Source organism: Kitasatospora sp. NPDC058162 (genome assembly GCF_042884005.1).
Lineage (GTDB): Bacteria > Actinomycetota > Actinomycetes > Streptomycetales > Streptomycetaceae > Kitasatospora.
The window spans coordinates 29,110-51,953 of the sequence record NZ_JBHVUS010000008.1 but is presented as its reverse complement, the minus strand read 5'-3'; the positions used below and the strand labels follow the sequence as shown (position 1 = coordinate 51,953).

General features: G+C 74.9%; 16 protein-coding genes. 7 read left to right on the top strand and 9 right to left on the bottom strand.

Annotated features, from left to right (window positions below; genetic code table 11):
• The first annotated feature begins 25 nt into the window (after window positions 1–25).
• Together ACFVXG_RS17745 and ACFVXG_RS17740 are read left to right on the top strand one after the other, a co-directional pair.
• Window positions 26–301, top strand: a complete 276-nt coding sequence (locus tag ACFVXG_RS17745) for a hypothetical protein (protein ID WP_387928506.1) — start codon at window positions 26–28, stop codon at window positions 299–301.
• A gap of 110 nt (window positions 302–411) precedes the next feature.
• Window positions 412–1,071 carry a zinc ribbon domain-containing protein gene (locus ACFVXG_RS17740; RefSeq protein ID WP_387928504.1) on the top strand — a complete coding sequence of 220 codons (660 nt, stop codon included), beginning with the start codon at window positions 412–414 and terminating at the stop codon, window positions 1,069–1,071.
• Between the two features lie 117 nt (window positions 1,072–1,188).
• On the opposite strand, the gene ACFVXG_RS17735 is transcribed toward ACFVXG_RS17740, so the two are convergent.
• On the bottom strand, window positions 1,189–2,859 hold the full coding sequence (locus ACFVXG_RS17735) for an LCP family protein (RefSeq protein ID WP_387928502.1): 1,671 nt from the start codon (window positions 2,857–2,859) through the stop codon (window positions 1,189–1,191).
• Between the two features lie 220 nt (window positions 2,860–3,079).
• Here ACFVXG_RS17735 and ACFVXG_RS17730 point away from each other — a divergent pair, with 220 nt between their 5' ends.
• Complete coding sequence (locus ACFVXG_RS17730) at window positions 3,080–3,454, top strand: hypothetical protein (protein WP_387928501.1); 375 nt, start codon at window positions 3,080–3,082, stop codon at window positions 3,452–3,454.
• 118 nt (window positions 3,455–3,572) lie between these two features.
• Window positions 3,573–4,781: a trans-sulfuration enzyme family protein gene (locus tag ACFVXG_RS17725; protein ID WP_387928499.1), complete on the top strand. Its 1,209-nt coding sequence runs from the start codon at window positions 3,573–3,575 to the stop codon at window positions 4,779–4,781.
• A 128-nt stretch (window positions 4,782–4,909) separates the two neighbouring features.
• On the opposite strand, the gene ACFVXG_RS17720 is transcribed toward ACFVXG_RS17725, so the two are convergent.
• Window positions 4,910–6,709 carry a SpoIIE family protein phosphatase gene (locus ACFVXG_RS17720; RefSeq protein WP_387928497.1) on the bottom strand — a complete coding sequence of 600 codons (1,800 nt, stop codon included), beginning with the start codon at window positions 6,707–6,709 and terminating at the stop codon, window positions 4,910–4,912.
• 182 nt (window positions 6,710–6,891) lie between these two features.
• On the opposite strand from ACFVXG_RS17720, the gene ACFVXG_RS17715 reads away from it, so the two are divergent.
• Together ACFVXG_RS17715 and ACFVXG_RS17710 are read left to right on the top strand one after the other, a co-directional pair.
• On the top strand, window positions 6,892–7,764 hold the full coding sequence (locus ACFVXG_RS17715) for an SDR family NAD(P)-dependent oxidoreductase (protein ID WP_387928495.1): 873 nt from the start codon (window positions 6,892–6,894) through the stop codon (window positions 7,762–7,764).
• Between the two features lie 192 nt (window positions 7,765–7,956).
• Window positions 7,957–9,177 carry an ROK family protein gene (locus ACFVXG_RS17710; RefSeq protein WP_387928493.1) on the top strand — a complete coding sequence of 407 codons (1,221 nt, stop codon included), beginning with the start codon at window positions 7,957–7,959 and terminating at the stop codon, window positions 9,175–9,177.
• A 49-nt stretch (window positions 9,178–9,226) separates the two neighbouring features.
• On the opposite strand, the gene ACFVXG_RS17705 is transcribed toward ACFVXG_RS17710, so the two are convergent.
• Complete coding sequence (locus ACFVXG_RS17705) at window positions 9,227–10,399, bottom strand: S1 family peptidase (RefSeq protein ID WP_387928491.1); 1,173 nt, start codon at window positions 10,397–10,399, stop codon at window positions 9,227–9,229.
• 236 nt (window positions 10,400–10,635) lie between these two features.
• Between ACFVXG_RS17705 and ACFVXG_RS17700 the strand changes: the two genes are divergently transcribed.
• Window positions 10,636–11,148: a hypothetical protein gene (locus tag ACFVXG_RS17700; protein ID WP_387928489.1), complete on the top strand. Its 513-nt coding sequence runs from the start codon at window positions 10,636–10,638 to the stop codon at window positions 11,146–11,148.
• A gap of 126 nt (window positions 11,149–11,274) precedes the next feature.
• Here the strand turns inward: ACFVXG_RS17700 and ACFVXG_RS17695 are convergent, their stop codons facing one another.
• From ACFVXG_RS17695 to ACFVXG_RS17670, 6 genes are all read right to left on the bottom strand, one after another.
• Window positions 11,275–12,705, bottom strand: coding sequence for a DUF6519 domain-containing protein (locus tag ACFVXG_RS17695; RefSeq protein ID WP_387928487.1), 1,431 nt, complete (start codon window positions 12,703–12,705; stop codon window positions 11,275–11,277).
• 45 nt (window positions 12,706–12,750) lie between these two features.
• Window positions 12,751–14,970 (bottom strand): hypothetical protein, encoded by a 2,220-nt coding sequence (locus tag ACFVXG_RS17690; RefSeq protein WP_387928485.1) that lies wholly within the window; start codon window positions 14,968–14,970, stop codon window positions 12,751–12,753.
• A gap of 73 nt (window positions 14,971–15,043) precedes the next feature.
• Window positions 15,044–18,823 (bottom strand): putative baseplate assembly protein, encoded by a 3,780-nt coding sequence (locus ACFVXG_RS17685; protein WP_387928484.1) that lies wholly within the window; start codon window positions 18,821–18,823, stop codon window positions 15,044–15,046.
• Entirely contained in the window at window positions 18,820–22,056 is a 3,237-nt protein-coding gene (locus ACFVXG_RS17680; protein WP_387928482.1) for a putative baseplate assembly protein, read from the bottom strand. Before ACFVXG_RS17680 ends, ACFVXG_RS17685 begins: the two co-directional genes overlap by 4 nt.
• Entirely contained in the window at window positions 22,053–22,511 is a 459-nt protein-coding gene (locus ACFVXG_RS17675; RefSeq protein WP_387928480.1) for a GPW/gp25 family protein, read from the bottom strand. Before ACFVXG_RS17675 ends, ACFVXG_RS17680 begins: the two co-directional genes overlap by 4 nt.
• Window positions 22,508–22,840, bottom strand: coding sequence for a hypothetical protein (locus ACFVXG_RS17670; protein ID WP_387928478.1), 333 nt, complete (start codon window positions 22,838–22,840; stop codon window positions 22,508–22,510). Before ACFVXG_RS17670 ends, ACFVXG_RS17675 begins: the two co-directional genes overlap by 4 nt.
• Window positions 22,841–22,844: the final 4 nt, after the last annotated feature.

Here is a 22,844-nt window from a genome sequence, read left to right as displayed (position 1 = left end):
ACCGGTCGGGTCGGGAGGCGGAGCCGTGGTGGAGAGTCCGAGCGGGCCCGAGTCGGCCGCGGAGTCCGTGGACGGAGTGGAGTCGGTGGACCCGGCGGACCGGGAGGTCCGGTGGGTGTGCCAGCCGGTCGAGGTCGACCTCGGCGACGGCACCTGGGCGCTCGGCCGGATCAGCGGCTGGTGGCAGGACCCGGCCGGGCGGGACTGGTGCCGGCTGCGGGTCGTCCGCGGCGCGGGCCCCGCCGGCTGGCGGCCGTTCGACCCCGAGCGGGTACGGCTGTTGCCGGACTCCGGGTTGTGACCCCGGGTTGTGAAGAGAGTGTCAGGAGTTCTTGGCGGAACCGTTCGAGGACCCCTATCGTCCCTGGGAGCGAACGCCGACTAGGCCACTTTTCAGCAACCGGGGACGACGTGAGTTCCGAGATCTACTTCAGCAACAACTACCGCGACCTGTGCGAGCAGTACGGGACCGGCGCGGGCTTCCAGTTCGAGTTCTCCTGCTACCGCTGCTCCGACACCTGGCGCTCCCCGTTCGAGCGGTTCACCACCGGCCAGGTGGCGGGCTGGATAGGCAAGGGCGTCAGCGCGGCCTGGAACCTGATCGGCGGCAACGCCAACACCATCAGCAACGCCGCGGACGGCCTGGCCGGCCAGACCTGGGGCACCGCGCGGGACGCCGCGTTCCAGCGCGCGATCGACAACGCCCAGTCGCACTTCAACCGTTGCGCCCGCTGCACCCGCTACGTCTGCGGCCGCTGCTTCAACCCGGACCAGGGCCTGTGCTTCGACTGCGCCCCGGACACCGCGGCCGAGGCGGCGGCGGCGCAGCGGCGCGGCCTCAACGACATGGTGTCGGAACGGGCCTACCAGGTCGGCCAGCAGTCCGGCGCGGAGTTCGACGTCCGGACGCCGCGCCAACTGGTCTGTCCGCAGTGCCAGACGGAGACCCACGGCACGCCGTTCTGCCCCGGCTGCGGGTTCAAGCTGGCGCAGCCCGTCCAGTGCGGGGAGTGCCACAAGGACGTGCCGGAGGGGGCGGCGTTCTGCCCGTCCTGCGGGGCGAGGCGCTGAGCGGCCGGTAGCCGGCAGCCGATGTGACAGGGCGCCCGCGGACCTCGAAGGTCCGCGGGCGCCCTGTCCGTTCGTGCCGGGGCCGTCCGTCGGTTCGGCGGCGGGCCCCGGGGCGGCTCAGCCGTACGACACGTTGGCGCACGGGTCGTCGTCCGCCGAGCGGGCGGTGCCGCTGACGCTGGTCGGCAGCGGGGCCGGGACGCCCGGCGCGCCGGGCGCCGAGGTGGCGGCGGAGGCCGGGTTGGCGGCGGCGAAGTCGTGGCCGAGCACCACGCTCAGGCCCCTGCCGCCGGGCTCGACGGTCGCCCCCGGGAAGAGCTTGGCGACCGCCTCGGCATTGGTGCGCTCGCCGGTGCCGTACTCGACCACGGTGGTGCTGCGGGGCTTTCCGCCCGCGTTGCCGACGGTGGTGACGGTGTAGCCGGCGCCCTTGACGGCCTCGGCGCCCTTGTTGCCGATGCCGCTCTCGCCGGTGCCGTTGAGGACGGCGACCTTGACGTCCGCGTTCTTGGCGGCCGCCGTGGGGGAGGGCGTGGCCTCGGCCGCGGGCGGGGTGCTGGGGGCAGCGGAACCGGTGGCGGCCGGGCTCTGGGCGCTGGCGTCCTGGCCGTCGATGGTGCGGTCGGCCTTGAGCGCGGCCCAGAGCTGGTCCACGTCGGGGTGGACCAGGGCGACCCGGGGGCCCTCGTAACGCCACGGCGCGGTCAGGAACTTGACGTCGTGCAGGTCGACGTCCTTGATCGACATGGCGAAGGACATCAGCTTGGCGGCCGAGCCGAGGTCGGGGTCGACGGTCAGCGACTTGGTCGCCGCGTCGGCGAGCGGCAGCAGGGTCGTAGGGTCCATGCCGCGGGACTTGACCTCCTTGATGAGGGAGGAGAGGAACGCCTGCTGGCGCTTGGTGCGGCCGATGTCGGAGCCGTCGCCGATGCCGTGCCGTACTCGGACGAAGTCCAGCGCGGACTGGCCCTCGACCTTCTGCTTGCCCTTGGCGAAGATCAGCTTGCCCTTGTGGCCGAGGTTGGGGTTGAGGTCCCCCTCGTAGACGTTGTTCGGCAGGCAGACCTCGACGCCGCCGACGGCCTGGGTCATCGAGGCGAAGCCGCCGAAGTCCACCACGATGGTGTGGTCGACCCGCAGGTTGGTGAGCTTCTCGACGGCGTTCTGGGTGCAGGCCGGGTTGCCCTGGTCGGTGTTGCCCACCGAGAAGGCGCTGTTGAACATCACATTGGTCTGTTCCTTGGTCCACTTGCCGTTGGGGAGCTTGCACGGCGGGATGTTGACCAGGGAGTCGCGGGGGATCGAGATGCCGACGGCGTGCTTGTGGTCGGCGTAGACGTGCAACAGGATCGCGGTGTCCGAGCGGGCGCCGTCGTCCCCGCCGCCGCCCAGGTCGCTGTTGCCGTTGCCGCGGCTGTCCGAGCCGATCAGCAGCACGTTGACCGGGGTGCGGCCCTGGGCGTCCGGGGCGGCGGCCTCCGGGCGGTCCTTGCTGAGGGCGTCGCGGTCGAAGGTGGTGATGTTGCTGTTCAGGCGGTAGTAGACGGCGCCGCCGGCGAGGACCAGCAGGGCGGTGCAGCCGGCCGTGATCCAGAGCACCTTCTGCTTGGTGCTGCGCTTGGGCTTCGGCTTGGCCCGGCCGGCGGGGCGGCCGCCGGGTATGTCCTTACCCGAACCGTCCTTGCTCGAACCGTCGTTGTCCGTGCCGGACTTACGGTTCGCCGCTCTGCGTCCGCCCGCCCGGCGCGGCGAATTCTCGGTCTCGGTGGAACCCCTGCGACCCGACACGGCGTCATCCTCCACAGTAGCCACGGAACCCCCGTCGGAGCGGTGGCTTGCGTGGTACTGGGTCGGAGTGGATCCGGGCCGTCCCGTCGCTAAACTTTTACACCGCTGTAGAAACTTCAGTGGAGCATACTAAGCGTAGATGAGAAAAATACTGGTCAGGCCATCAGAGAAGGTCGACCGGGTCCCGTCTCCGCTGCTCCGTACCCGCACGAGGAGCACGATGACTCACCGGATCGCACGTTCGATAGCCGGCGCCCTGGTGGCACTGCTGGCCGCCGTCGGCCTCAGCGCCGCGGCGTCGAGCGCGACGGCGGTGGCCGCACCCCGGACCGCCGCGAGCGGCACGGCCGTGGCCGGCGCAGCGGCGGCCGGATCCGCCGCCCCGGCCGCCGTTCCCGTCGCTGTAGCCGTTGCGCAGGGCGCAGCGGAGCAGCAGGTCGCGCACAGCGCGGCCAAGACGGAGAAGAAGAAGTCCGGCTTCTTCGCCAAGCTCGGCAAGTTCCTGCTGGTCGTGGTCATTCTGATCATCCTGTTCATCATCCTGGTGATCTGGGGCATCGTTCACCTGGTGCGCAAGCTCTTCCGCCGCCGCTGAGGCGCTGAGCGGTCGGTTGACCATGGCCCGTCCCCTCTGCCGAAACGGCGCCCGGGACGGGCCACTTGGCCGTGATTGGCCCTGTCCCGCCCGGCCGCGCCGCCCCAGGATGGGCGGCATGAGCGACTTCCCCCGGAACGCCGGCACCGACGCGCTGCACCCCGAGAGCCGGATCGTCCACCCGCCGCTGGCCGGACTCGGCGGCGGTCGGCCGATGGGCGTCCCGCTGCACCAGAGCCACCTGTACGCCTTCGAGACCAGCGACGCGCTCAGCGCCTCCTTCACCGGCCCCGACGGGGCGTTCGTCTACAACCGGTACGGCAACCCCACCGTCCGCTCGCTGGAGGACGCCGTCGCCGACCTGGAGGGCGGCACCGGCGCCCTCGCCACCGCCTCCGGCATGGGGGCGATCAGCACCGTGCTGCTCGCCCTGCTGCGCTCCGGCGACCACCTGATCGCCCAGCGGAGCCTCTACGGCGGGACGTTCGCGCTGCTGGCCGACCTCGCCGAGCGGTGGGGCGTCGAGGTCACCCACGTCTCCGGCGCCGACCCGGACGAGGTCGCCGCGGCGCTGCGGCCCACCACCCGGCTGCTGCACCTGGAGACCGTCTCCAACCCGACCACCTGGGTCACCGACCTGCCCGGGCTGATCGCGGTCGCCAAGCGGGCCGGGGTGCTCAGCGTGGTCGACAACACCTTCGCCACCCCGCTGCTGTGCCGCCCGATCGAGCACGGCGCGGACGTGGTCGTGCACTCGGCCACCAAGTACCTGGGCGGGCACTCGGACGTGCTCGCCGGGATCGCCGTCTTCGCCGACGCCGGACTCCACCGGAAGGTGTGGCACTACGGGACCGAACTCGGTGCCAGCGCCGACCCCTTCGCCGCCTGGCTCACCCTGCGCGGCCTGCAGACCCTGGCGCTGCGGGTCCGCCGCCACTGCGACACCGCGCTCGACCTGGCCACCCGGCTGTCCGCCCACCCGGCCGTCGCCGCCGTCCACTACCCGGGCCTGCCCGACCACCCCGACCACGAACTCGCCCGCCGCCTCCTGCCCGACGGCCACGGCGGCGTCCTCGCCTTCGACCTGGCGGGCGGCCGGGAGGCGGCCCGGGCCTTCACCGAGTCGGTCCGGCTGGCCGCGCTGGCGCCCTCGCTGGGCGGCGTCCACACCCTGGTGGTCCACCCGGCCAGCACCTCGCACCGGCAGCTGTCGGACGAGGAGTTGGCGGCGGTGGGGATCGGCGCGGGGACGGTGCGGGTGTCGGTCGGCATCGAGCACCCGGAGGACCTGTGGGCGGACGTGGAGCAGGCCCTGGCGAAGGCATGACGGCCGGCCACCGGGGTGGGGACGAGCACGTCCGGTCGGTCGTGTGGCGCGAGGAGGGGTCCGGTTCCGTCTCCGCCGCTGCTCGGGATCGACGGCGTAGTGGCCGGTCATCCCGGGCCGGAGGGCCGTCAGCGGGGCTTGGGGCGGGCGGCGAGGAGGGCGATGTCGTCCTCGGCGGCGGGGGCCGGGGGTGGCGCGAGGGAGTGCAGGACGGCGTCGAGGAGTTCGTCGAGGTCGCCGGTGGCGGGGAGGCGGAGGGCGGCGAGGCGCGCCAGTGAGGTGTCGATGTCCTCGTGGCGGCGCTCGACCAGGCCGTCGGTGTAGAGGAGCAGGGTCTGCCGGGGGTCGAGCGGGTAGGTGGACTGCTCGTAGCCGCCGAGGCCGGTGCCGAGCGGCGGGCCGGTGGGCACGTGCAGCAGCTCGGTGGGGTGCTCCGGGGTGATCAGGGCGGGTGGCAGGTGGCCGGCGCTGGAGAGCGTCCAGCGGGCGCGGCCCGGGTCGGCGAGGGCCAGCAGGCAGGTCGCGGGGCGGGCGGTGTCGTCGGCCGAGATGACGTGGTCGAGCTGGCGCAGGATGCGGTGCGGGGGCAGGTCCATGCCGGCGATGTCGCGCAGCGCCGAGCGGTAGTGGCTCATGTCGACGGCGGCCTCGACGCCGTGCCCCATGACGTCGCCCATCGCCAGCAGGGTGCGGCCGAAGGGCAGCCGGACCGTCTCGTACCAGTCGCCGCCGACCACCGTGCTGCTGCCGGAGGGCAGGTAGCGGGAGGCGAGGGCGAGGTTCTGGTGCGGGTTGCCGGGCTCGCTCAGCAGGGCCCGCTGGAGTTCCAGGGCGATGCCCTGGGAGCGGGTGTAGCTGCGGGCGTTGTCGATGCCGGTGGCGGCGCGGGCGGCGAGGTCGCCGAGCAGGGCGGCTTCGTCGGGGGTGAAGGCCGGGGTGGCGGCGGTGCGGCCGAGGGTGAGCAGCCCGACCAGGCGGCCCCGGGCGATGAGCGGCAGGACGAGCAGCGAGGCGGCGCCGGCCGGGCAGGCGTCCTGGGGGCCGGGGTCGGCGAGCACGGCGACGCCGCTGGCCAGGCTGCGGGCGGCGGCCGAGCCCTCGCGGTGGCGCACGGACTCGCCGGGGCGGGCCAGTTCGGCGCAGGCGGCGTCCAGTTCGGGCACGGCCCGGACCGCGGCGCGGTGCAGCCGCCGGGAGCCGGGCCGGCCGGGCCGGCTGGGTTCGGCCTCGGGCGGGAGCACGTCGACGACGGCGAGGTCGGCGAGGGCGGGCACGGTGAAGGCGGCGAGTTCGGCGCAGGTGGTGCCGATGTCGAGGGTGGTGCCGATCCGTTCGGCGGCGGCGTTCAGCAGGGCGAGCCGGGCGCGGGCCTGCTCGAGTTCGCGCAGCTGCTCGCGGGCCGGGTCGGGGTCGTCCAGGACGACGACGATCACGCCGGTGGTCCGTCCGGCGTGGCGCAGCGGCCGGTAGCGCACCCGGAGGCCGGGCGGGACGGGGGAGCCGGCGCCGTCGGGGCCGCCGGTGGCGTGTTCGCGGTCGTGCCCGTCGGTGAGGACGCGGCGCAGGGCGGGGACGGCGCCGGCGAAGGCGGTGGCCTCGGCGGCGCGGCCGAGCAGGTCGGCGCGGCGCAGTCCGGTGACGGCGGTGAAGGCGGGGTTGAGGTACTGCCAGCGCAGCCGGTCGTCGAGGAGGGCGACGCCGACGGGGGCGGTGGCGAGCACTTCGCGCAGCAGGTCCGGGTCGTGGTCGGGGTTTTCGGTACCGGGGTCCTCGACTCCGGGGTTCTCGGTTGCGGGCCCCTGGGTTCCGGGGCGGTCACTGCCGGTGACGGAGCCGAGGCGCGCGGCGATGGCCGCCGCGGTCGCCGCCGCGGAGCGGGCGTCCGGGGGCGGGGTGCCCTCGGTTCGGTTGCCGTGCCGGAAGTGCATAGGTCCATGATCACGCGCCGGGGCGCGGCGCGCCCACAACTGGGTGAAACCTTGACTGCTCGGAGACACCGTTGTAGCAGAGCGTCGCTGTTTGCGTGCGCGCACACGCACTTGTAGAGTGCGTGCACACGCACACAGTCATTCGGCTTCCGGCAGCGCCCGGCAGCCGGGAGGAGGGCCCCATGGCAGACACCCCGATGAACGGCACCCGGATCGTCCTGATCACCGGCACCTCCTCCGGGATCGGCCTCGCCGCCGCCGTGGCCGCCGCCCGGGCCGGCTTCCGGGTGGTCGCCACCATGCGCGACACCGGCCGGGCCGGGCAGCTGCTCCGCGCCGCGGAGACGGCGGGCGTCGCCGAACGGATCGAGATCGAGCGGCTGGACGTCACCGACCCGGCCTCCGTCACGGACTGCCTGGACGTCGTCCTCGACCGGCACGGGCGGCTGGACGCGGTGGTCAACAACGCGGGCGCCGGTTTCGTCGGCACGATCGAGCAGGACGGCATGGCGCCGGTGCGCGCCGCCATGGAGGTCAACTACTTCGGCGTGGTCGAGGTGACCCGGGCCGCGCTGCCGCACCTGCGGGCCGCCGGCGGCCGGGTGGTCACCGTGACCAGCGTCGGCGGGGTGGTCGGGCAGCCCTTCAACGAGGCCTACTGCGCGGCCAAGTTCGCCGTCGAGGGCTTCATGGAGTCGCTGGCGCCGGTCGCCGCCGCCGTCGGGGTGGCCGTCACCGTGGTCGAACCGGGCGCGGTGGCAAGCGAGTTCATCGGCAACCAGGGCATCGACGTGCCCGCGCTGGTGGCCGCCGCCGGCCCGTACGGCGACGCCCTCCAGGCGTACGTCGACCGGACGTTGAAGGCCTTCGGCAGCGCCCAGACCCCCGAGGAGGCGGCCGCGCCGATCGTCGAGGTGCTGACCGCCGAGCGGCCGCCGCTGCGGGTGCAGACCTCGGAGGCGGCCCGGGCCTTCGCCGGGGTCAAGCTGGCCGACCTGGACGGCTCGGCGGTGCGGACGATGACGGGCGGTTGGGTCGCGACCGAGGGAGCCTGACACGGGGACGGGGCGCGGGGACGGGGCGCGGGGACGGGCGCGAGGACGGAGATGGGGACGGGCGCGGGGCGGGTCCGCACAGCGGTCCGCGGGTGATCACCGGTCATACTTGGGCGGCGGCGGCGCCGAGGTCGTCCGCAGCCCAGCCCGTCAGCAGCCCAGCCCGTCAGCAGCGCAGACCCGGAGGAACCGATGAGCCCCCACCAGCCGACCAGTCGCCCGGCGGCAGGGGCCCCAGGGGTGCCGTGGAACCGGCAGCGGCTGCGCAGCAACAACGAGTGGCTGCTGCTGGAGCTGCTGCGCACCGGCGGCGGCACCTCGCGCGCCCAACTGGCCCGGGACACCGGCCTGTCCAAGCCCACCGTCTCCGCCGCGCTGGCCGAGCTGGAGCAGGCCGGGCTGGTCCGCGAGGCCGGGCGGGTGGCCCCGGAGCGGGGCCGTACCGCGGTGCTCTACGAGGTCGATCCGACGGCCGGTCACGTGCTCGGCGTCGATGTCGGACGGGCCCGGCTGCGGGTCGCCGTCGCGGACCTGGCCGGCACCGTGGTCGCCCGGCGGGACGTGGCCAACCGGGGCCGGACCGCGGACGCCGTCGCGGACGCGGTGGTCGCCGCCGCGCGCGAGGCGACCGAGGAGGCGGGCCTGGCCGCGGTGGACCTGGTGCACGCGGTGATCGGCACGCCCGGGGTGTGGGACGAGGAGCGGCGCGGCCTCCGGTACGCCACCAGCCTGCCCGACTGGGGCCGGCCGGGGCTGTTCGACCGGATCGGCGAGGGCCTGGGTACGGCCGTCACGGTGGCCAACGACGCCAACCTCGCCGCGCTCGGCGAGTACACCCTGGGGGCCGGGCGCGGCAGTCGGATGTTCGCCTACCTGCTAGTCGGCACCGGGCTCGGGGTGGGGGTGGTGAAGGACGGCGAACTGCTGCTCGGTGCGCACGGAGCGCTCGGCGAGATCGGCCTGGTGCCGCTGCCCGCCCGCCCGGGCGGGCCGGCCGCGACGACGCTGGAGCAGGAGGCGGCGGCGGACGCGGTGGTGCGCACCGCCGGGGAGTTCGGGCTGACCGGGAAGGGCCGGAGCCGGCTGACCGCCAAGCAGGTCTTCGAGCGGGCCCGGGCCGGGGAGGACGCGGCGCTGCGGGCGGTGGAGTGGGAGGCGGACCGGCTCGCCTACGCCGTGGCGGTGCTCTCCGCCGTGCTGGACCCGGACCTGCTGGTGCTCGGCGGGGGCATCGGCAGCAGCGCGGACCTGCTCCTGGAACCGCTGGAGCAGGCCCTGCGCCGCTACGCCCCGATGCGGCCGACGCTCGCCCCGAGCCTGCTGGGGGAGGAGGCGGTGCTCCTCGGCGCGGTCGCCACGGCGCTGGAGACGGCCCGTCCCGAGGTGTTCGAGCGCCGGACGGCGGAGCTGTGACCGCGGGGCCGGTGGGTCGCGGGGATTCCACCGGCCCCGGGGGCGTCGGTCAGCCGGTGGCCAGGGTCAGGCCGTAGGTGCTGAGGATCGGGTTGACCGGCTGGAAGTAGGTCTCGCCGCCGGAGGTGCAGTCGCCGGAGCCGCCCGAGGTCACGCCCTGGGCCTGGTTGCCGGAGATGAACGAGCCGCCGGAGTCGCCCGGTTCGGCGCACACGTCGGTGCGGGTGAGGCCGTAGACGCTGCCCTCGGAGTAGTTGACGGTGGCGTTCAGCTCCTGGACGGTGCCGCAGTGCCAGCCGGTGGTGGAGCCGGAGCGGCACACCGAACCGCCGACCGACTGCTCGGACGAGCCGCTCACCGTCACCGCGCCGCCCGCGTAGTCGTTCACCTGCGGCTGGGCGGTCCAGTCGGATCCGGCCGCCACCCAGGAGTAGTCGTTGCCGGGGAAGGTCGAGCCCTGGAATGTGCCGATCGAACTCCCGTCGGAGGCCGCCGCGTTGGAGCCGGGCTGGCCGCAGTGGCCGGCGCTGACGAAGCCGGGCTGGCCGTTCTGGGTGACCGGGAAGCCGATCGAACAGCGGGCGGAGTTGTCGATGTAGTACGCGTCCCCGCCGCGCAGGTCGGCGAGCGGCCGGGGCGTGGCGGTGGCCCGCTCGACCCGGACCAGGGCGCGGTCCACCCCGGACCGGTCCAGGAAGGCCGTGGTGCGGGCGTCGTCGGCGGACTGCACCACGACGGTGTTGGCGCGGACGTCCACGTACCAGAGCGGGGTGGCGTCCGGGGCGGCGGCCCGGGAGGCGTGGTCGAGCGCGTCCTTGGCCTGGTCCAGGGACTTCAGCGTGTGCCGGACGACGGTGGCCCGGCCGCCGTGGGCGGTGATGGTCCGGGCGGCGGAGGCGTCGGTGGTGGCGACCACCAGGTCGGCCTGCGGTCCGTCGATCCAGGCGCCGGCCCAGCGGTCGCCGAGCGCCTGGGTGAGGGCGCTCTGGACGGCTGCGGCCTTGCCTTCCCGGGCGATCCGGTCGGCGGCGGCCTGCGGGGCGAGCCCGAGGTCGCGCTGCATCGCGTGCAGCAGGGCGGTCGGTACGGCGACCGTGCGGGCGGGGGCGGCTAGGGCGGCGGCTATGGACGGGTCGTCAGCGGGGGCGCTGACGGCGGGTGCTGCGGTGAGCGCGACGGTCGCCAAGGCTGCGGCGACGGCGAGCGCACGGAATCGGAGCATGGGGTCTCCTCGTTCGGCGTGGGGGTTGCCGGAACCGTAGCGATCCGCCTGTGCTAGCCGGAACATGTCATAACGCCCCGCGCTCCGGGGCTATACCCCTGAGCAGCGGGTGGTCGTCGCGTTGGGTAGTCGAAAGATCTCGATCTGCCAACGAGTGGGGAAATCGTGGTCGCCGGGTGTGCGGACCCTGCTTGAATCGCACGCCTCACCCATACGGAACGGAGCGTTCTCCCCTCATGGCTTCACCGATACCCGGGCGCCGTCGGGCGGCCGGCCTGGCCGGATTCGCCGGACTCGTCCTCACCGTCGGTCTGACGCTGACCGGTTGCGACCCGTCGGCGGCCGACGCCAAGCCGACGTCCTCCCCGACGCCCTCCCAGACCGTCGCCGCCGTGCCGAGTGCGGCCACGCCGAGCGCGGCCAGTCCGACGGTCCCGGCGCCGCCGGCGGTCACCCCCTCGGCGCCGCCCACCGCGACCGCCCCGCCGCCGTCCGCCCCGCCCGCCGTGCACCCGCAGACTCCGGCCGCCAAGCCGCAGCCCAAGGTGACCACCGCCCAGCCGCCGACCGACCCGCAGCACACCCAGGCGGCGGGCGGTTCCGAGTGCGAGATCCGCTCCAACGCGGGCAACTGCTACGCGGCCGGGCAGTTCTGCCGGAACGACGACCTGGGCCGGAGCACCCACGACGCGGGCGGGCGGGTGATCTACTGCCGGATGGTCAGCGGAAAGCCGCACTGGCAAGCGTGAGTCACCCGCGGATGTGAGCCCCGACAGGCGTACGCCACCGGCGGGTGCGGCCCGGCTGCTGCCGGGGGTGTCCCAGGGGGTGTCCGACGATTCGCGCCGGACCAGGCCGGAATCGTCGGACACGCCCTACTGCGGGGTGGGGGCGGTGAGCGGGGCGAAGGTCTGCCGGAGGTCGACGACCGTGGTCGGGCCCTTCACCCAGGCGAGCGGGGCGTGGTGCACCCGGACCCCGGCCGGCTCCCGGAGCAGCGCCTCGCCGGCCGCGTTCTGCGGCCACTCCACCGAGCCGGTGGCGGTCCGCGCGGGGATGAGCCAGTAGTCGCCCCGGGTGTACTCGCCGCCCGGTCGGAAGTACGCCTGGACGCCGTCCTCCAGGTCGAGCCAGGCGCCCTCCTGGAGCTGCAGGGCACCGCCGGCCAGCGGCAGGGCATCCCGGCCGCGGGGTGCCCGGTGGTCCCAGCGGCGCAGGAACGGGTGGCGTCCGGCCAGCCGTCCGACCTCCGGCACGGGTTCGGCGGACAGCCGCACCCGGCGCCCCGGCAGGTCGGTCTCCTCCACCTGGAGCAGGTTCGCCGCCTCGCCGCGGCTGACGTACGCGCTGTCCGCGACCTCGACCCAGTCGCCGACCGAGAGGCTGAGCTTGTCGTCGTCGCCCAGCGTGGTGAGGTCGACCCAGACGCCCTCGATCGAGGCGATCGGCAGGGCGACCGAGCCGTTCTCCCGGGACCACTTGAACGTGGCGCCGCCCTCCGCCGAGCCGCCGTGGTGGACCTCCACCCGGTACAGCTGGTTCTCCGGACCCCGGTAGCCGGCCTCGGGGTGGGCCAGGCACGGGTCTTCCGCCCGCTCCGGCCGCCGGGCGCGTGCGGCCAGCAGCCCGCCCGGCCGCTCCTGCGCCCCGGCCCACGCGTCGAAGGCCTCCCGGACCCGGGACACCCCGCCGTCCGGAACGCTCAACTCCGAGGCGGGCAGGGCGAGTACCTGCCAGACGAGCTTGGCCCGGGCCGCCGTGTCGGGCATCGCCGCTCCGAGCGCGACCTCGCGGATCTCCGGGTCCTCCACGGCGGTGACGCTGCGCTCCCAGACCTTCAGGTAGACCAGGAACGGGAATTCGCCGGGCAGCCGGTCGCCGGCGCGCTCCTGGTCCCGGTAGGCGTCGGGCTGGTCCCAGTACGTCCAGCCGGCGGGCGCCTCCCGGGCGACGCCGTCGTGGCTCCGGCCGCCGTCGTTGCCCTGGCCGCCGTCGTCGGGCACGGCGGTGCCGGGCTCCGGCCGGTCGGCCTCGCACAGGAGGCCGTCCACGTAGTAGCGGCCGCCGCCGATGGTGAGGTCGTCCACGTCGTGGTTGCCCGGCACGTAGCCGATCGCGAATCCGGCCGCTGCGGCCGGTCCGCCGCGGCGGCCGATCAGGTCAGCGGCGAGCGTGCGCAGCTGGTACCGCTCGATCGCGGCCTGCTCGTTGGCGTCGGCGTCGAGCTGGACCCGGCCCTGCTGGGTCAGCACCGCGGAGTAGTGCTTGCCGGGCCGGAAGGTCAGGCGCGAGAAGTCTGCGTGCACGGTTTCCCTTTCGGAATCACTCGGAGCGGGTCGGCTCGGAGCGGGTCAGGAGGCGTGGAAGACCCCGGCGTCGGTGCCGGCCGGGGTGTACTCGGCGAGCCGCGCCCGCAGGTTGTCCTCGCGCTGGGGCTGGAACAGGTCGTGGAAGGCGCCGAGTTCGGAGCGGTCCTCGGCGCCGCGGGTGATCTCCGGCGCGCACCCGGCGGCCAACTGGCCGTAGCCGGGCGTGCCGTACCGCAGGCTGGTGAACAGCGGGCGGACCCGTCCGGCCTCCAGCTCGCGCAGCCGGGCGGCCTGCGCCGGGTCCAGCTCGCCGCGCTCGACCAGCTCGGTCACCGCCGAGCGCACAAGGTCCGGCTGGCACTCGTACCGGCGCGGGGTGCGCGAGCACGGCGGGACGTAGCAGAACCGCAGGCAGCCGGTCGAGCGGCGGGCCACCCGCAGCCGCCCGGTGAACACGCAGTCCTCGGCGATCGGCACGGCGTGGGTGTGCACCTCGCCGACCACCGTGGAGCGGTGGGCGTGCAGCAGTGCGTAGGCGTGCTCGCAGTCGGGCCCGGAGAGCGCCGGGCGCTCGGACCCGGTGGCGTCCAGGATGCTGTCGGAGAGGTGGATCTCCAGCGGGTCGGTGTCCACCTCGTCGCCGACGACCTGGATCGTGCCCAGGATGCTGCGCTCGATCGTCACGCAGGCGGTGGTGTGGTCCAGCACGAGGCTGGGCTCCTGCGGCGAGTGCGGTTCGCAGTGCGGCTCCAGCGACCAGCCGGGCACCAGGGTGCAGTGCCGCAGGGTGACGGAGGCCAGCGGTCCGGTGACGTTGACCCCGCGACCGGTGATCAGCAGCCCGTCCAGGACCAGGCGCCCGCCCGGGCAGACGCCCCGGACGTTGAGCGCGTCCGGCCGGTTGCTGTACCAGTCGAGCAGCCGGATCACCGGCCGGGTGCCCTCGGCGGCGCGCAGTTCGAGGCGGTCGTCGGCCGCCAGGTCGAAGTCCAGCTGCTCCTGGTAGGCGCCGCTGTGGGTGATCTCGATGACGGCGGCGCCGCCCGCGCTGCCGGACTCCTGGTCGGCGCGCCACTGCTGGTAGGCGTCGTTGATCCGCTCGAACGGCGCGCCGGGGCCGACCTGGTAGACCGTCCGGTGCCGGACCTCCGGGCGGTCGCGCGGGTACTCCCCGCCGCCGGTGTCGTCGCCGAACGCGTAGTGGTAGTCGACCCAGACGCCGCGGCGCGGGGCGGAGCGGGCGCCGAAGGCGATCCGGCCGAGCAGCGGGTCGACGGCGACCTGGCCGCGCGCGGGCCGGTACGTCCAGTCGCTCAGGTCGGCCACCGTGATCTCGGCGGGCGGGACGGGCTCCTGGGAGCCGTCGCGCCAGATGGCGAAGCTCTTGCCCGGCCCGTAGAGGTCGGCCAGGCGCTCGGCGAGCTGCCGGCGCCGGATCGGGGCCGGCACGTTGTCGATCGTCGCGAGGTGGGTGGTCGACGGTTCCGGCTCGGGTTTGGTGACCAACTGGGCGTCATTGCCGAGGACCGAGAAGGTGAAGAGGTTCCGGGCCCGGTCGATGCAGTACGCGGGCGCCCGGGTGACCGGGTACGGCTGCAGCCGCCAGACGTACAGGGCGACACCGGCCGGGGTGTAGCCGCCCTGGCGGCGGGTGGAGGCGGCCCGGCGGACGTCGACGGTGTGCGCCTGCCCGTCGAATGGCCCGCCGAGCAGGTCCAGCTCGGCGCCGCGCCGCACGTCGACCAGCCGGCCCCGGCCGAGCCGCTGCCGGTCGGCCGGCTCCTCGTCCGGGCGCAGCAGCCGCACCGGCTGGGTGCCGCCGAGCAGCCGGGAGAGCTCCACCGCCCGGGCCGGCCAGTCGGCGACCGAGGCGGACAGCTCCTCCAGCAGGGCCAGCGTGCCCTTGCGCCGGCGGTTGGCGACGGTGTTCGCGACATCGTGCCGCGGCGCCAGCCGGGCGGCGAGCCGGTCGCGGGCCGCGGCCCGCTCCGGGGAGGCCCCGCCGTGCAGGCCGGTGGCGAGCACCGCCTCGTAGCCGGGCAGGATCCGGTAGCCGACCAGGTCGGCGAGGTAGGCGACGGCCCAGTCGGCGGCGGTCTCCACGAACCAGTCCTGGTAGCCCTGTTCGACGCCGCTGCGGACGACGTCGACCTGCTCGGCGATGACGGCCAGCAGGGCGCGCAGGGGCTCGCCCGCCTTGGCGTCCCGCAGTCGGTGCCACTGCGGCAGCAGCTCCACCAGCCCGTCCGGTTCTCGACTCATGCGCCCGCCTCGCTTCGCTCGGCAGGGGCATTCGCCCACACGCACCTCTTGATCATTCGCTCGCTGCGCTCGCTCATCGGACGACCTCCTTGAGGATCAACGTGTCGGGCAGGTTCGGTGAGAGCAGGGCGAGTTGGGCCGGGCGGATGCCGCGGAACACCGTCACCACGCGGCCGGGCGGCAGCGGCCGGGTGTCGGTGACGGACGGGTTGAGGCGCAGCAGCTCGGCGATCGAGATGCCGTTGCGGGCGGCGACCTCGGTGAGGGTCTCCGGGTCGGGGCCCCGCACCCGGTACCGCTGTTCGTCGTGGCGGGCGAGTCGGGCCGGGACGGTCGACTGCGGCTGGGCGAGCTGCTCGGACAGGTGCTCCAGGCCCTCCGGGGTGAGACTTCCGGGCACGCCCGTGAAGGCGTCGACCTCGACCCAGTCCACACCCGGGACGGCCTGGGCCGCGGTGAGCACCTCGGACAGGTGGGCGCTCTGGCCGAGTTGGCGCCCGGCGTAGCCGAGCCGGTCGAGCAGGGCGCGGCGCAGCGCCGGTTCGACCAGGTCCCAGGAGTGGTCCGGGTCGACCTTGACGCTCAGGGCGACGACCAGCAGGACGAGTTCGCGCAGCGCGACCTCGACCGGCAGCCTCGGGTCGCCGTAGGTGGTCAGCGAGGACCGCAGGGTGCGGATCAGGTCGGAGTCGGCGGTGAGCGGGATGTCGTCCACCCCGGCCACCGTGACGTGGACGAGCTCCCGCCTGCCGTCCGGGAGACGGGTGGCGCTCGCGCGCCCGATGCCGGCCCGGGAGCGGGTGAAGTCCTCGTAGTCGGGCACCGAGACCAGCCGGTCCAGGGCGGTGACGGCGAGCGGGATGGTGCGCCTGGCCAGGCCCGGGCCGTCCGGTCCGGCGCCGCCGGTGGCGGGCAGCGGGTTGACGACGGCGGAGACGCCGAGCGGGCGGGTGGTGAGCTGGGTGATCCGTCCGGCGCCGACGTTGCCGCTCTCGCCGATGCCGATCCGGTAGCGGGCGCGGACGTTCTCCCGGCCGGTGGGCAGGCGTGAACCGTGCACGCCGTTGCCGAAGGTGACGGTGGTGCGGCCGTCGGAGGCGGTCGCGGTGACGTAGACCTGTTCGTCCGGGCCGCGCCCGGCGAGGCTGTCGACCTCGTGCCAGCGCACCCCGTCGACCCGGACCTCCAGGGTGCTGCTCGCGCCCCTGGGGGTGTCGGCGGCGAGCCAGGTGAGCGGCGACTGCCACAGCGTGAAGCGCTGGCCGGGGACGCCGGCGTCGCCGCTGCCGATGGCCTCGTCGCGGGTGGCGCCCTGAGTGGCGCGGACCACGTTGCCGAGCACCTGGACGGTGTCGCGCCGGTAGCGGTAGGCGAGGGGGGCGCTGAGCGTGATGCTGGTACGGACGGTGTCCCCAGGCAGGAGCGGGTCGACGCCCTGCTCGACACCGGCGATCATGGCGAGTTCGGTGCCCCGGACCCCGGTGGTGTTCGGGATGTCGGTCCGCTCGCCGCCGACCGCGATCCACCGGCCCGGGGTCAGCCTGCCGTAGAGCCGGGCGAGTTCGATGCGGTCGCCGCGGACCTCCTCGGTGACGGGCTCGTCGGCGAGCCGCAGCGACTCGCCGCGGGCGTAGACGGTGGCGTCCCGGATGTCCGAGAGCTGGGTGTCCTTCTCGTCCAACCACGGCTGCTGCAGGGACAGTTCGGTGACCTTGCCGGTGATGCCGAAGTCGGCGCGGGAGATCACGCGCACGTCGGTGACCCGGGTGATGACCTCGGCGAGGTCGCGGCTGCCCGGGATGCCGCCGTCGATCCCCTTGCGCGGGCGCTGGATGACCACCCAGCTGCCGGGCGCGATCTGGTCGTAGACGGCGTCGAGGGTCAGGATGGTGCCGGAGACCGGTTGCAGCTTGGTGGTGAACACCACCTCGACCGCGGGCGGCGACTCGTCGGTGGCGGTGTAGCGGTGGACCCGGACGTTCAGTTCGCCGGACTCGCCGGTCTTCTCCTGGCCCGGGTCGAGCTGGTAGTCGAGCGCGGTGCCGGGCCCGCCGGCGACCTTCACGTGGACGCGCCCGTCGGCCTGCGGGCGGGACACGAAGACGGTGCGTTCGGGGAGCTTGGCCAGGAACTCGGCGCTGACCCCGGCCTCCGGGCCGGGGGCGGGCACGGCGGCGCGCGCGGCGGCGGCGTGCGGGTTCGGCGTCGGCGCGGGCGGCTCGGTGGTGACCACCTTGACCTGCCCCGGCCCGAGGGTGAAGGTGTGGTCCCACGGCAGCGAGAAGGCGTTGTGCGTCAGGCTGCCGGCCTCGACGTAGGTGAAGTCGGCGGTCTTCGGGACGGCGCCGGCGGTGTCGAAGTTGACCCGGACGCCGATCAGCGTGCTGCCGGAGAGCGGCCAGTCCACGTAGCGGTCGATCCGGCCGTCGTTACCGAAGACCGGCTTGAGCGGCGCGGTGGCGCCGAACGGGGTGGCGACCACCCGCATGGCCTGGATCTCGTGCACGGCGAGCGGCGCGGTCAGGTCGACCTGCCGCCAGGCGGGGTAGAGGCCGTCGCGCAGCCGGGGATCGAGCGCGGACAGCAGCTGGACGCCGAGGTCCGAGCCGGGCGCGAACAGGCGCTGCGGGTCACGGGCGAGGTCCCGGGCGCTGAGCGGGGGGCGGGTGGGGGCGGTGCGCAGCGCCGCCAGCACCGAGCCGAGTCCGCGGACGGCCGGGTCGGCGGTGCCGGTACCGGGAGGGTTCGGCCCGGGCATGTCGGGGGCCTGCTTCGGCTCCAGCTGGTGGGCGCGGTCGCGCAGGCCGGACAGCTTCTCCCCGAGGTCCTCGAACCAGCCGGCCACCGGCTTCTGGGAGCGCGCCAGCTCGGCGGCCTCGGCGGTGCGGGCGATCACCGGGGCGAGCCGGTCGGCGAAGTCCGCGGGGGTGCTCAGCGGGCCGGACGGCCGGTCGAGGTCGGCGCGCAGCGGGGCCAGCACCTGGTCGTCGAAGTCCCAGAGGATCCGGCTGTGCCCGGGCCGGGGGTTCGGGGCGTTCTCGGAGACGGTGATCCGGTCCGCCAACTCGGCGCGCAGGTCCTTGAGGGTGCGCAGGTCCCGGGGCAGCCCGATCACCGTGACGTCGTTCTCGCGGTCGATCCGCACCTCGGGCACCAGCCGCAGGGCCCGGTGGACCGGGTCGGCGGCCTTGTCGGCGCTGAACACGAACAGCAGCCGGTCGCCGGGCTTGATGTTGTTGGCGGTGCCGGCGGCGAACAGCTCGGCCCGCCCGCCGGGGTTCAGCTGCGCGGGCGTCAGCTGGTACGGGCGGCGGAGCAGCACCGCCAGCTCGTTCCAGGCGGAGCGGGCGGCGAGGTCCTCGGCGGTCTCGAAGGACTGCGGGTCCTCGCCGGGGCCGGGGACGCTCTGGCTACGGGCACCGCGCGGGATGGTCACCGTCGGGTCCTCGGCGGCCTGCGGGTCGCGGTCGAGCGTGTAGGCGAGGTAGGTGTCGGCGGCGACGCCGGGCCGGGGCCGGTGGCCGACCAGCCGGCCGAGCAGGGTGAGCGAGCCCTCCTCGGTGGCGGTGCGCAGGTAGCCCTCGTTGGCGATCCGCTCCGAGTAGAAGGTGAGCACGTCGGCGAGCACGGCCCAGGAGTCCAGCAGCGCGATCGCCGGGTCGTCCGGGGTGCGGACGGTCAGGTCGCGCAACGCCGGGTAGGCGGGGCCGGACAGCCGGGCGAGCAGGCTGGCCAGGAACTCCCCGTGGCTGCCGACCCGGTAGCCGATGGCGTCCAGCCCCGGCGGGTTGAACAGCGGGACGGGCGTCGCGGTGGCGGTGCCCGCACAGCCGCAGGTGCACTGGCCGCTCATCGGCCACCTCCGATGACGATCGAGAGCCGGCCGTTCTCCGGCCGGTCGGGGTCGTTGTCGCAGCCGGCGACCTCCAGCGCGCCGAGCCGCAGCAGTCCGTCGGCGAGCTCGCCGTCGTCCCGCCCGAACTGCCGCCGCAGCCGGGTGACCCGGGCACTGACCACGCCCGGGACGGCGGCGGCCGCGGCCACCAGCCGGGAGACCCGCACCGGCTCGCCGAAGCCCAACGCGTCCGGGTGGAAGAAGCCGAGGCGGCCGTCCGGAAGGGCGCGCGATCCCAGCACCTGGCGCAACTCGGCGAGCACGTGGCCGCGTTGGTAGCCGGCGGCGGCGCAGACCTGCAGTTCGATGTCGAGCGGCACCACCAGGGCGGGGCGGACAACCAGGTCGTGGCCGATCCGGCGGTACGCCTCCAGGGCGTGCCCGACCGCTTCGAGCAGGGCGGTGTCCGCGGTGGCGTGCCCGTACGGCTCGACGGCGACGTGCACCTCCTGGGCGCTGCCGGTCCAGCGGAGTTCGGCGGCGGCCCGCCGGACGCCCGGCAGGGCTGCGGCCAGCTCCGCGTAGTCGGCGGCGGTGACGGCGCGCAACCGGGTGCGGCTCAGTGCGAGCGGGGCCGACTGCCGTACCTGGTCGAGCGGTTCGGGATCGGTGCCGCCGCTCGCGGGCATCGGGTTGCGGACCCGGAGCAGCGCGTCCTGCGGCGGTGTGACGGTGCCGCGCCCCCTCGGGCGGGGCGGCTGGTCCTGGCAGACCACCAGGTGGGTGATGGCCTCCGCGCCGACGTTGCCGGCCGTGCCGTTGCCGATCCGGTAGGCGACCCGCAACTCCGCGCCGGGCTGCGGCGGTTGACCGTGCCGCCCGTCGCCGAAGCGCAGCGCGAGGCGGCCGTCGTCCTCCGGCTCGCCGACGAAGTGCCGGTCGCGCGGGCCGTCGGCGAGGAGGTCCCGGCGGGGCGTCCACTCCTGGCCCCCGGCGGTGGCCCGGACGGCGGGCAGCGCGGCACGGGGGTCCTGGGCGGCGATCCCGGACGCCGGGCCGGCCAGCGCGGGGGAGTCGGGGTCGAGCCCGGAGGCGAACCGCCCGCCCCAGCTCTGTGCCACCTCCCAGACGCCAGGCCGCTGGAGCACCCCGCCGGAGCGGGCCCGGGCGGTGAGCACCTCCAGGCGGCGCAGCTTGGCGGCGAGCAGTCGGGTGCGGCGGGCCAGCAGTTCGCGCAGTCCGGCGGCGGGCCGGTCCGCGAGGTGCAGCTCGCGCACCACCTGGGCCCCGAACAGCAGGGTCAGTTCGGCGAGTTCGGCGCGGGAGAGGGAGTGGCCGCAGTCCGCCCGGTGCCACAGCTCCTCCAGCCGCTGCCGGACCCGTTCGGGGATGCCGGCGAGCAGGACGGCCTGCCGGGCGCAGACGTGTGCCCGGTCCGGGTAGGCCGCAGCCTGGGTGACCGGCGCGTAGCGCAGCACCGGGCGGAAGGGCTGTGGCAGGACGGGGTAGCGGGTCTGGTCGAGCAGCGTCTCCAGGGCCGCCGCCTGGGCGTCGGCCGTGGGCGGCTCGACCACGGCCCCCTGGCCGTCCGGGCCCTCCGCGTTCGCGTCCGGGGCGAGCTGGATGCCCAGCCCGGCCCGTCGGACCGCCGCCTCGCCGAGCAGCGCGTACAGCTCGCGGACCTGTTGCGGGCCGAGCTGGCGGCCGGCCCTGGTCCGGTCGAGCAGTTCGTGGATCGCCTCCGCCGCGGGGCTGCCCCCGGTGCGGTCCGCGCAGCCCGAGCCGCAGCCGCAGCCGTCCGGCCCGCAGGGCGCCACCCGGACCGGCTCCGGCGGCACCGCGAAGGTCTCCGGGGCTTCGCCGCAGAAGGTGAGCGAGCGGCCGTGGTCGACCAGGACGACGTTGCCGCGGGCGACGCTCACGTCGGTGATCGGCCCGCAGTCGCTCCCGCCGCGCGCGGACAGGCAGACCGGGAAGGCGAGGGCGTCCTCCGGCGCCCACTCGACCTCGACCACGGGTTGCTGGTACAGCTCGTCGACCAGGTGGGTGACCGAGGTGAGCCGGACGGCCTGGCGGTGTGCGGGGTCGGCGTCGGCGGCGGCGCCGGTGCGAGGGCCGAGCACCTCCTCGACGACCAGCAGGTCGCCGGGGCGCAGCGCCAGGTGCCGGGTGCGGTCCTCCGGCCGGTCGGCCTCGTGCCAGTCGTCGCGCAGGGTGGCGGAGGTGACGCCCTTCGGCAGGACGCAGTCCTGGTCGCCCCAGGTCCAGAACCGGATGGTGTTGTGCTCGGGGCGCAGCACCAGGTCCGTTCCGCCGAGCGGCTCGAACACCTCGACCGCCGCGGTCCGGGCGAGCGTGTCCAGTCGGTCGTCCGGAATCACCGTGGACAGCTCCGGGCGTTCCTGCGGGCCGAGCCGGCTGACGTCGACGGCGGCGAAGCGGAAGCCGCCGGGGTGGAGGGTGAGCGGGCGGTCCGTCGTCAGGGCGACGAACGCCCGGGCGTTGCAGCCCTCGTGCACGGCGTAGTCGATCAGTCGGACGTGCCGGCGCACCGACACCCGGCGTCGGGCGGTGTCGAGGTACGCCTCGGTGGCCACCGCGTCCTGCTGGTAGGAGAGCTGGTCGGCGGTGTGGGCGAGCAGCTCGACCAGGGTGATGCCGAGGTCGGGCAGGTGCCGCTCGGTCCAGCCGGGGGTGGTCAGGCTCATCCGGTCCAGCACGAGCCGGCGCAGGCTCTCGTAGTCGCGGGCGGTGTAGTCGATGACGGGGGACGCCGGGGCGGAGGACGGGCAGTTCTCCTCGGTGCGGCAGTCGTAGGGGGAGGGGCAGTCGGCGCCGAAGGAGAACCCGGTGCTCGCGTACCTCGGGTCGAAGCCCGGGTACGGTCGGGTGCCCGGGCGGCCGTAGGCGTCCGCCTCGACCACGGTCAGCCGGTAGCGGGAGGTGTCGCCGGCCCGGTCGAGGGTGACGTGCATCCGGTCGTCCAGCTCCGGGTCGTCCGCGCGCTCGATCTCGACCGCGAGGGCGCGCAGTCCGGTGATCCGGCGGCCGCCGTCGACGCGGATGTTCTCCGGGCCGAGCTCGTCCGGTGCCCGGCCGAGGAAGGCCACGGTCAGCGTGCGCCCGTCGTCGTCCGGCTCGGCGCCGTCCAGGCCGAGCAGGTGCGCCGCGCGCACGTCGGCGCGCCGCAGTTCCGTCCCGCACTGTTCTGTTCCGCACCGTGCCGTCGGACGTTCGGACCGCCCGGTCATGCCGCCACCCCGCCCTCGAACACGTCGTCCCGCTGGGTGCCGGTCCGGCGGACCACGTAGGCCAGTTCGACCCGCACCACGTTGTCCTCGCTCTCCACGTCGAGTGCGGCGATCTCGATGACGTCGCCGAGCCACCGCTGCAGCGCCGCTTGGACGGACAGCTGCAGGGTGGCCGCCAGCTCCGGGCTGTTCGGCGCGAAGACCAGGTCGAGCAGCCCGCAGCCGAAGTCCGGGTGCATGACCCGCTCGCCGGGGCTGGTGAAGAGCAACTGCTCGATCAGGTCGCGTACGTGGTCGTCGTACGCCGCCTCGGCGGTGCGCCCGCGGCTGTCGATCCGGAACGGGAACGCGAGGTCCGTCCGTGCCGGACCCGGCAGCGGAGCCGTCGGCCCGGCGCCGGGCCCGGGCTGCTGCGCGGCGTGCGCCCCCCTGGTGTTCACGGGCCCGGTGCTCATGCGCCCTCCGCCCGCTGCTGGACGACGGTCACGATCGGCGGCCCCTGCGGGACCTGCTCGGCGCTCTGGCACAGCCCGGTGGCGGACTGCGGCAGGGCGGGGGAGCCGTTCACCCGGATCCGGGCGGACGGCACCACCCAGCGGACCGTCACGCAGGGCTGCGGCTTGCCGGCCACGCTGAACGGGCAGCCGGTGACGGTGTACGGGTCGGCGGTACTGGTGACCGCCTGGCCGGCGACCAGCACCCGCGCCTGGGCGGGCCGGGCCGTCGCCAGGGCGCCGTGCGGGCAGGTCACCGTCGCATTGACGTGCAGCAGATTTCCGGTCATGACG

What these genes read in the sequence shown, in the direction of transcription:
- ACFVXG_RS17720 (WP_387928497.1), bottom strand. Translation starts at nt 6,709, where the DNA reads ATGCACTTCCGGCACGGCAACCGAACCGAGGGCACCCCGCCCCCGGAC.
- ACFVXG_RS17675 (WP_387928480.1), bottom strand. Translation starts at nt 22,511, where the DNA reads ATGAGCACCGGGCCCGTGAACACCAGGGGGGCGCACGCCGCGCAGCAG.
- ACFVXG_RS17730 (WP_387928501.1), top strand. Translation starts at nt 3,080, where the DNA reads ATGACTCACCGGATCGCACGTTCGATAGCCGGCGCCCTGGTGGCACTG.
- ACFVXG_RS17715 (WP_387928495.1), top strand. Translation starts at nt 6,892, where the DNA reads ATGGCAGACACCCCGATGAACGGCACCCGGATCGTCCTGATCACCGGC.
- ACFVXG_RS17700 (WP_387928489.1), top strand. Translation starts at nt 10,636, where the DNA reads ATGGCTTCACCGATACCCGGGCGCCGTCGGGCGGCCGGCCTGGCCGGA.
- ACFVXG_RS17690 (WP_387928485.1), bottom strand. Translation starts at nt 14,970, where the DNA reads ATGAGTCGAGAACCGGACGGGCTGGTGGAGCTGCTGCCGCAGTGGCAC.
- ACFVXG_RS17685 (WP_387928484.1), bottom strand. Translation starts at nt 18,823, where the DNA reads ATGAGCGGCCAGTGCACCTGCGGCTGTGCGGGCACCGCCACCGCGACG.
- ACFVXG_RS17705 (WP_387928491.1), bottom strand. Translation starts at nt 10,399, where the DNA reads ATGCTCCGATTCCGTGCGCTCGCCGTCGCCGCAGCCTTGGCGACCGTC.
- ACFVXG_RS17680 (WP_387928482.1), bottom strand. Translation starts at nt 22,056, where the DNA reads ATGACCGGGCGGTCCGAACGTCCGACGGCACGGTGCGGAACAGAACAG.
- ACFVXG_RS17725 (WP_387928499.1), top strand. Translation starts at nt 3,573, where the DNA reads ATGAGCGACTTCCCCCGGAACGCCGGCACCGACGCGCTGCACCCCGAG.
- ACFVXG_RS17710 (WP_387928493.1), top strand. Translation starts at nt 7,957, where the DNA reads ATGAGCCCCCACCAGCCGACCAGTCGCCCGGCGGCAGGGGCCCCAGGG.
- ACFVXG_RS17670 (WP_387928478.1), bottom strand. Translation starts at nt 22,840, where the DNA reads ATGACCGGAAATCTGCTGCACGTCAATGCGACGGTGACCTGCCCGCAC.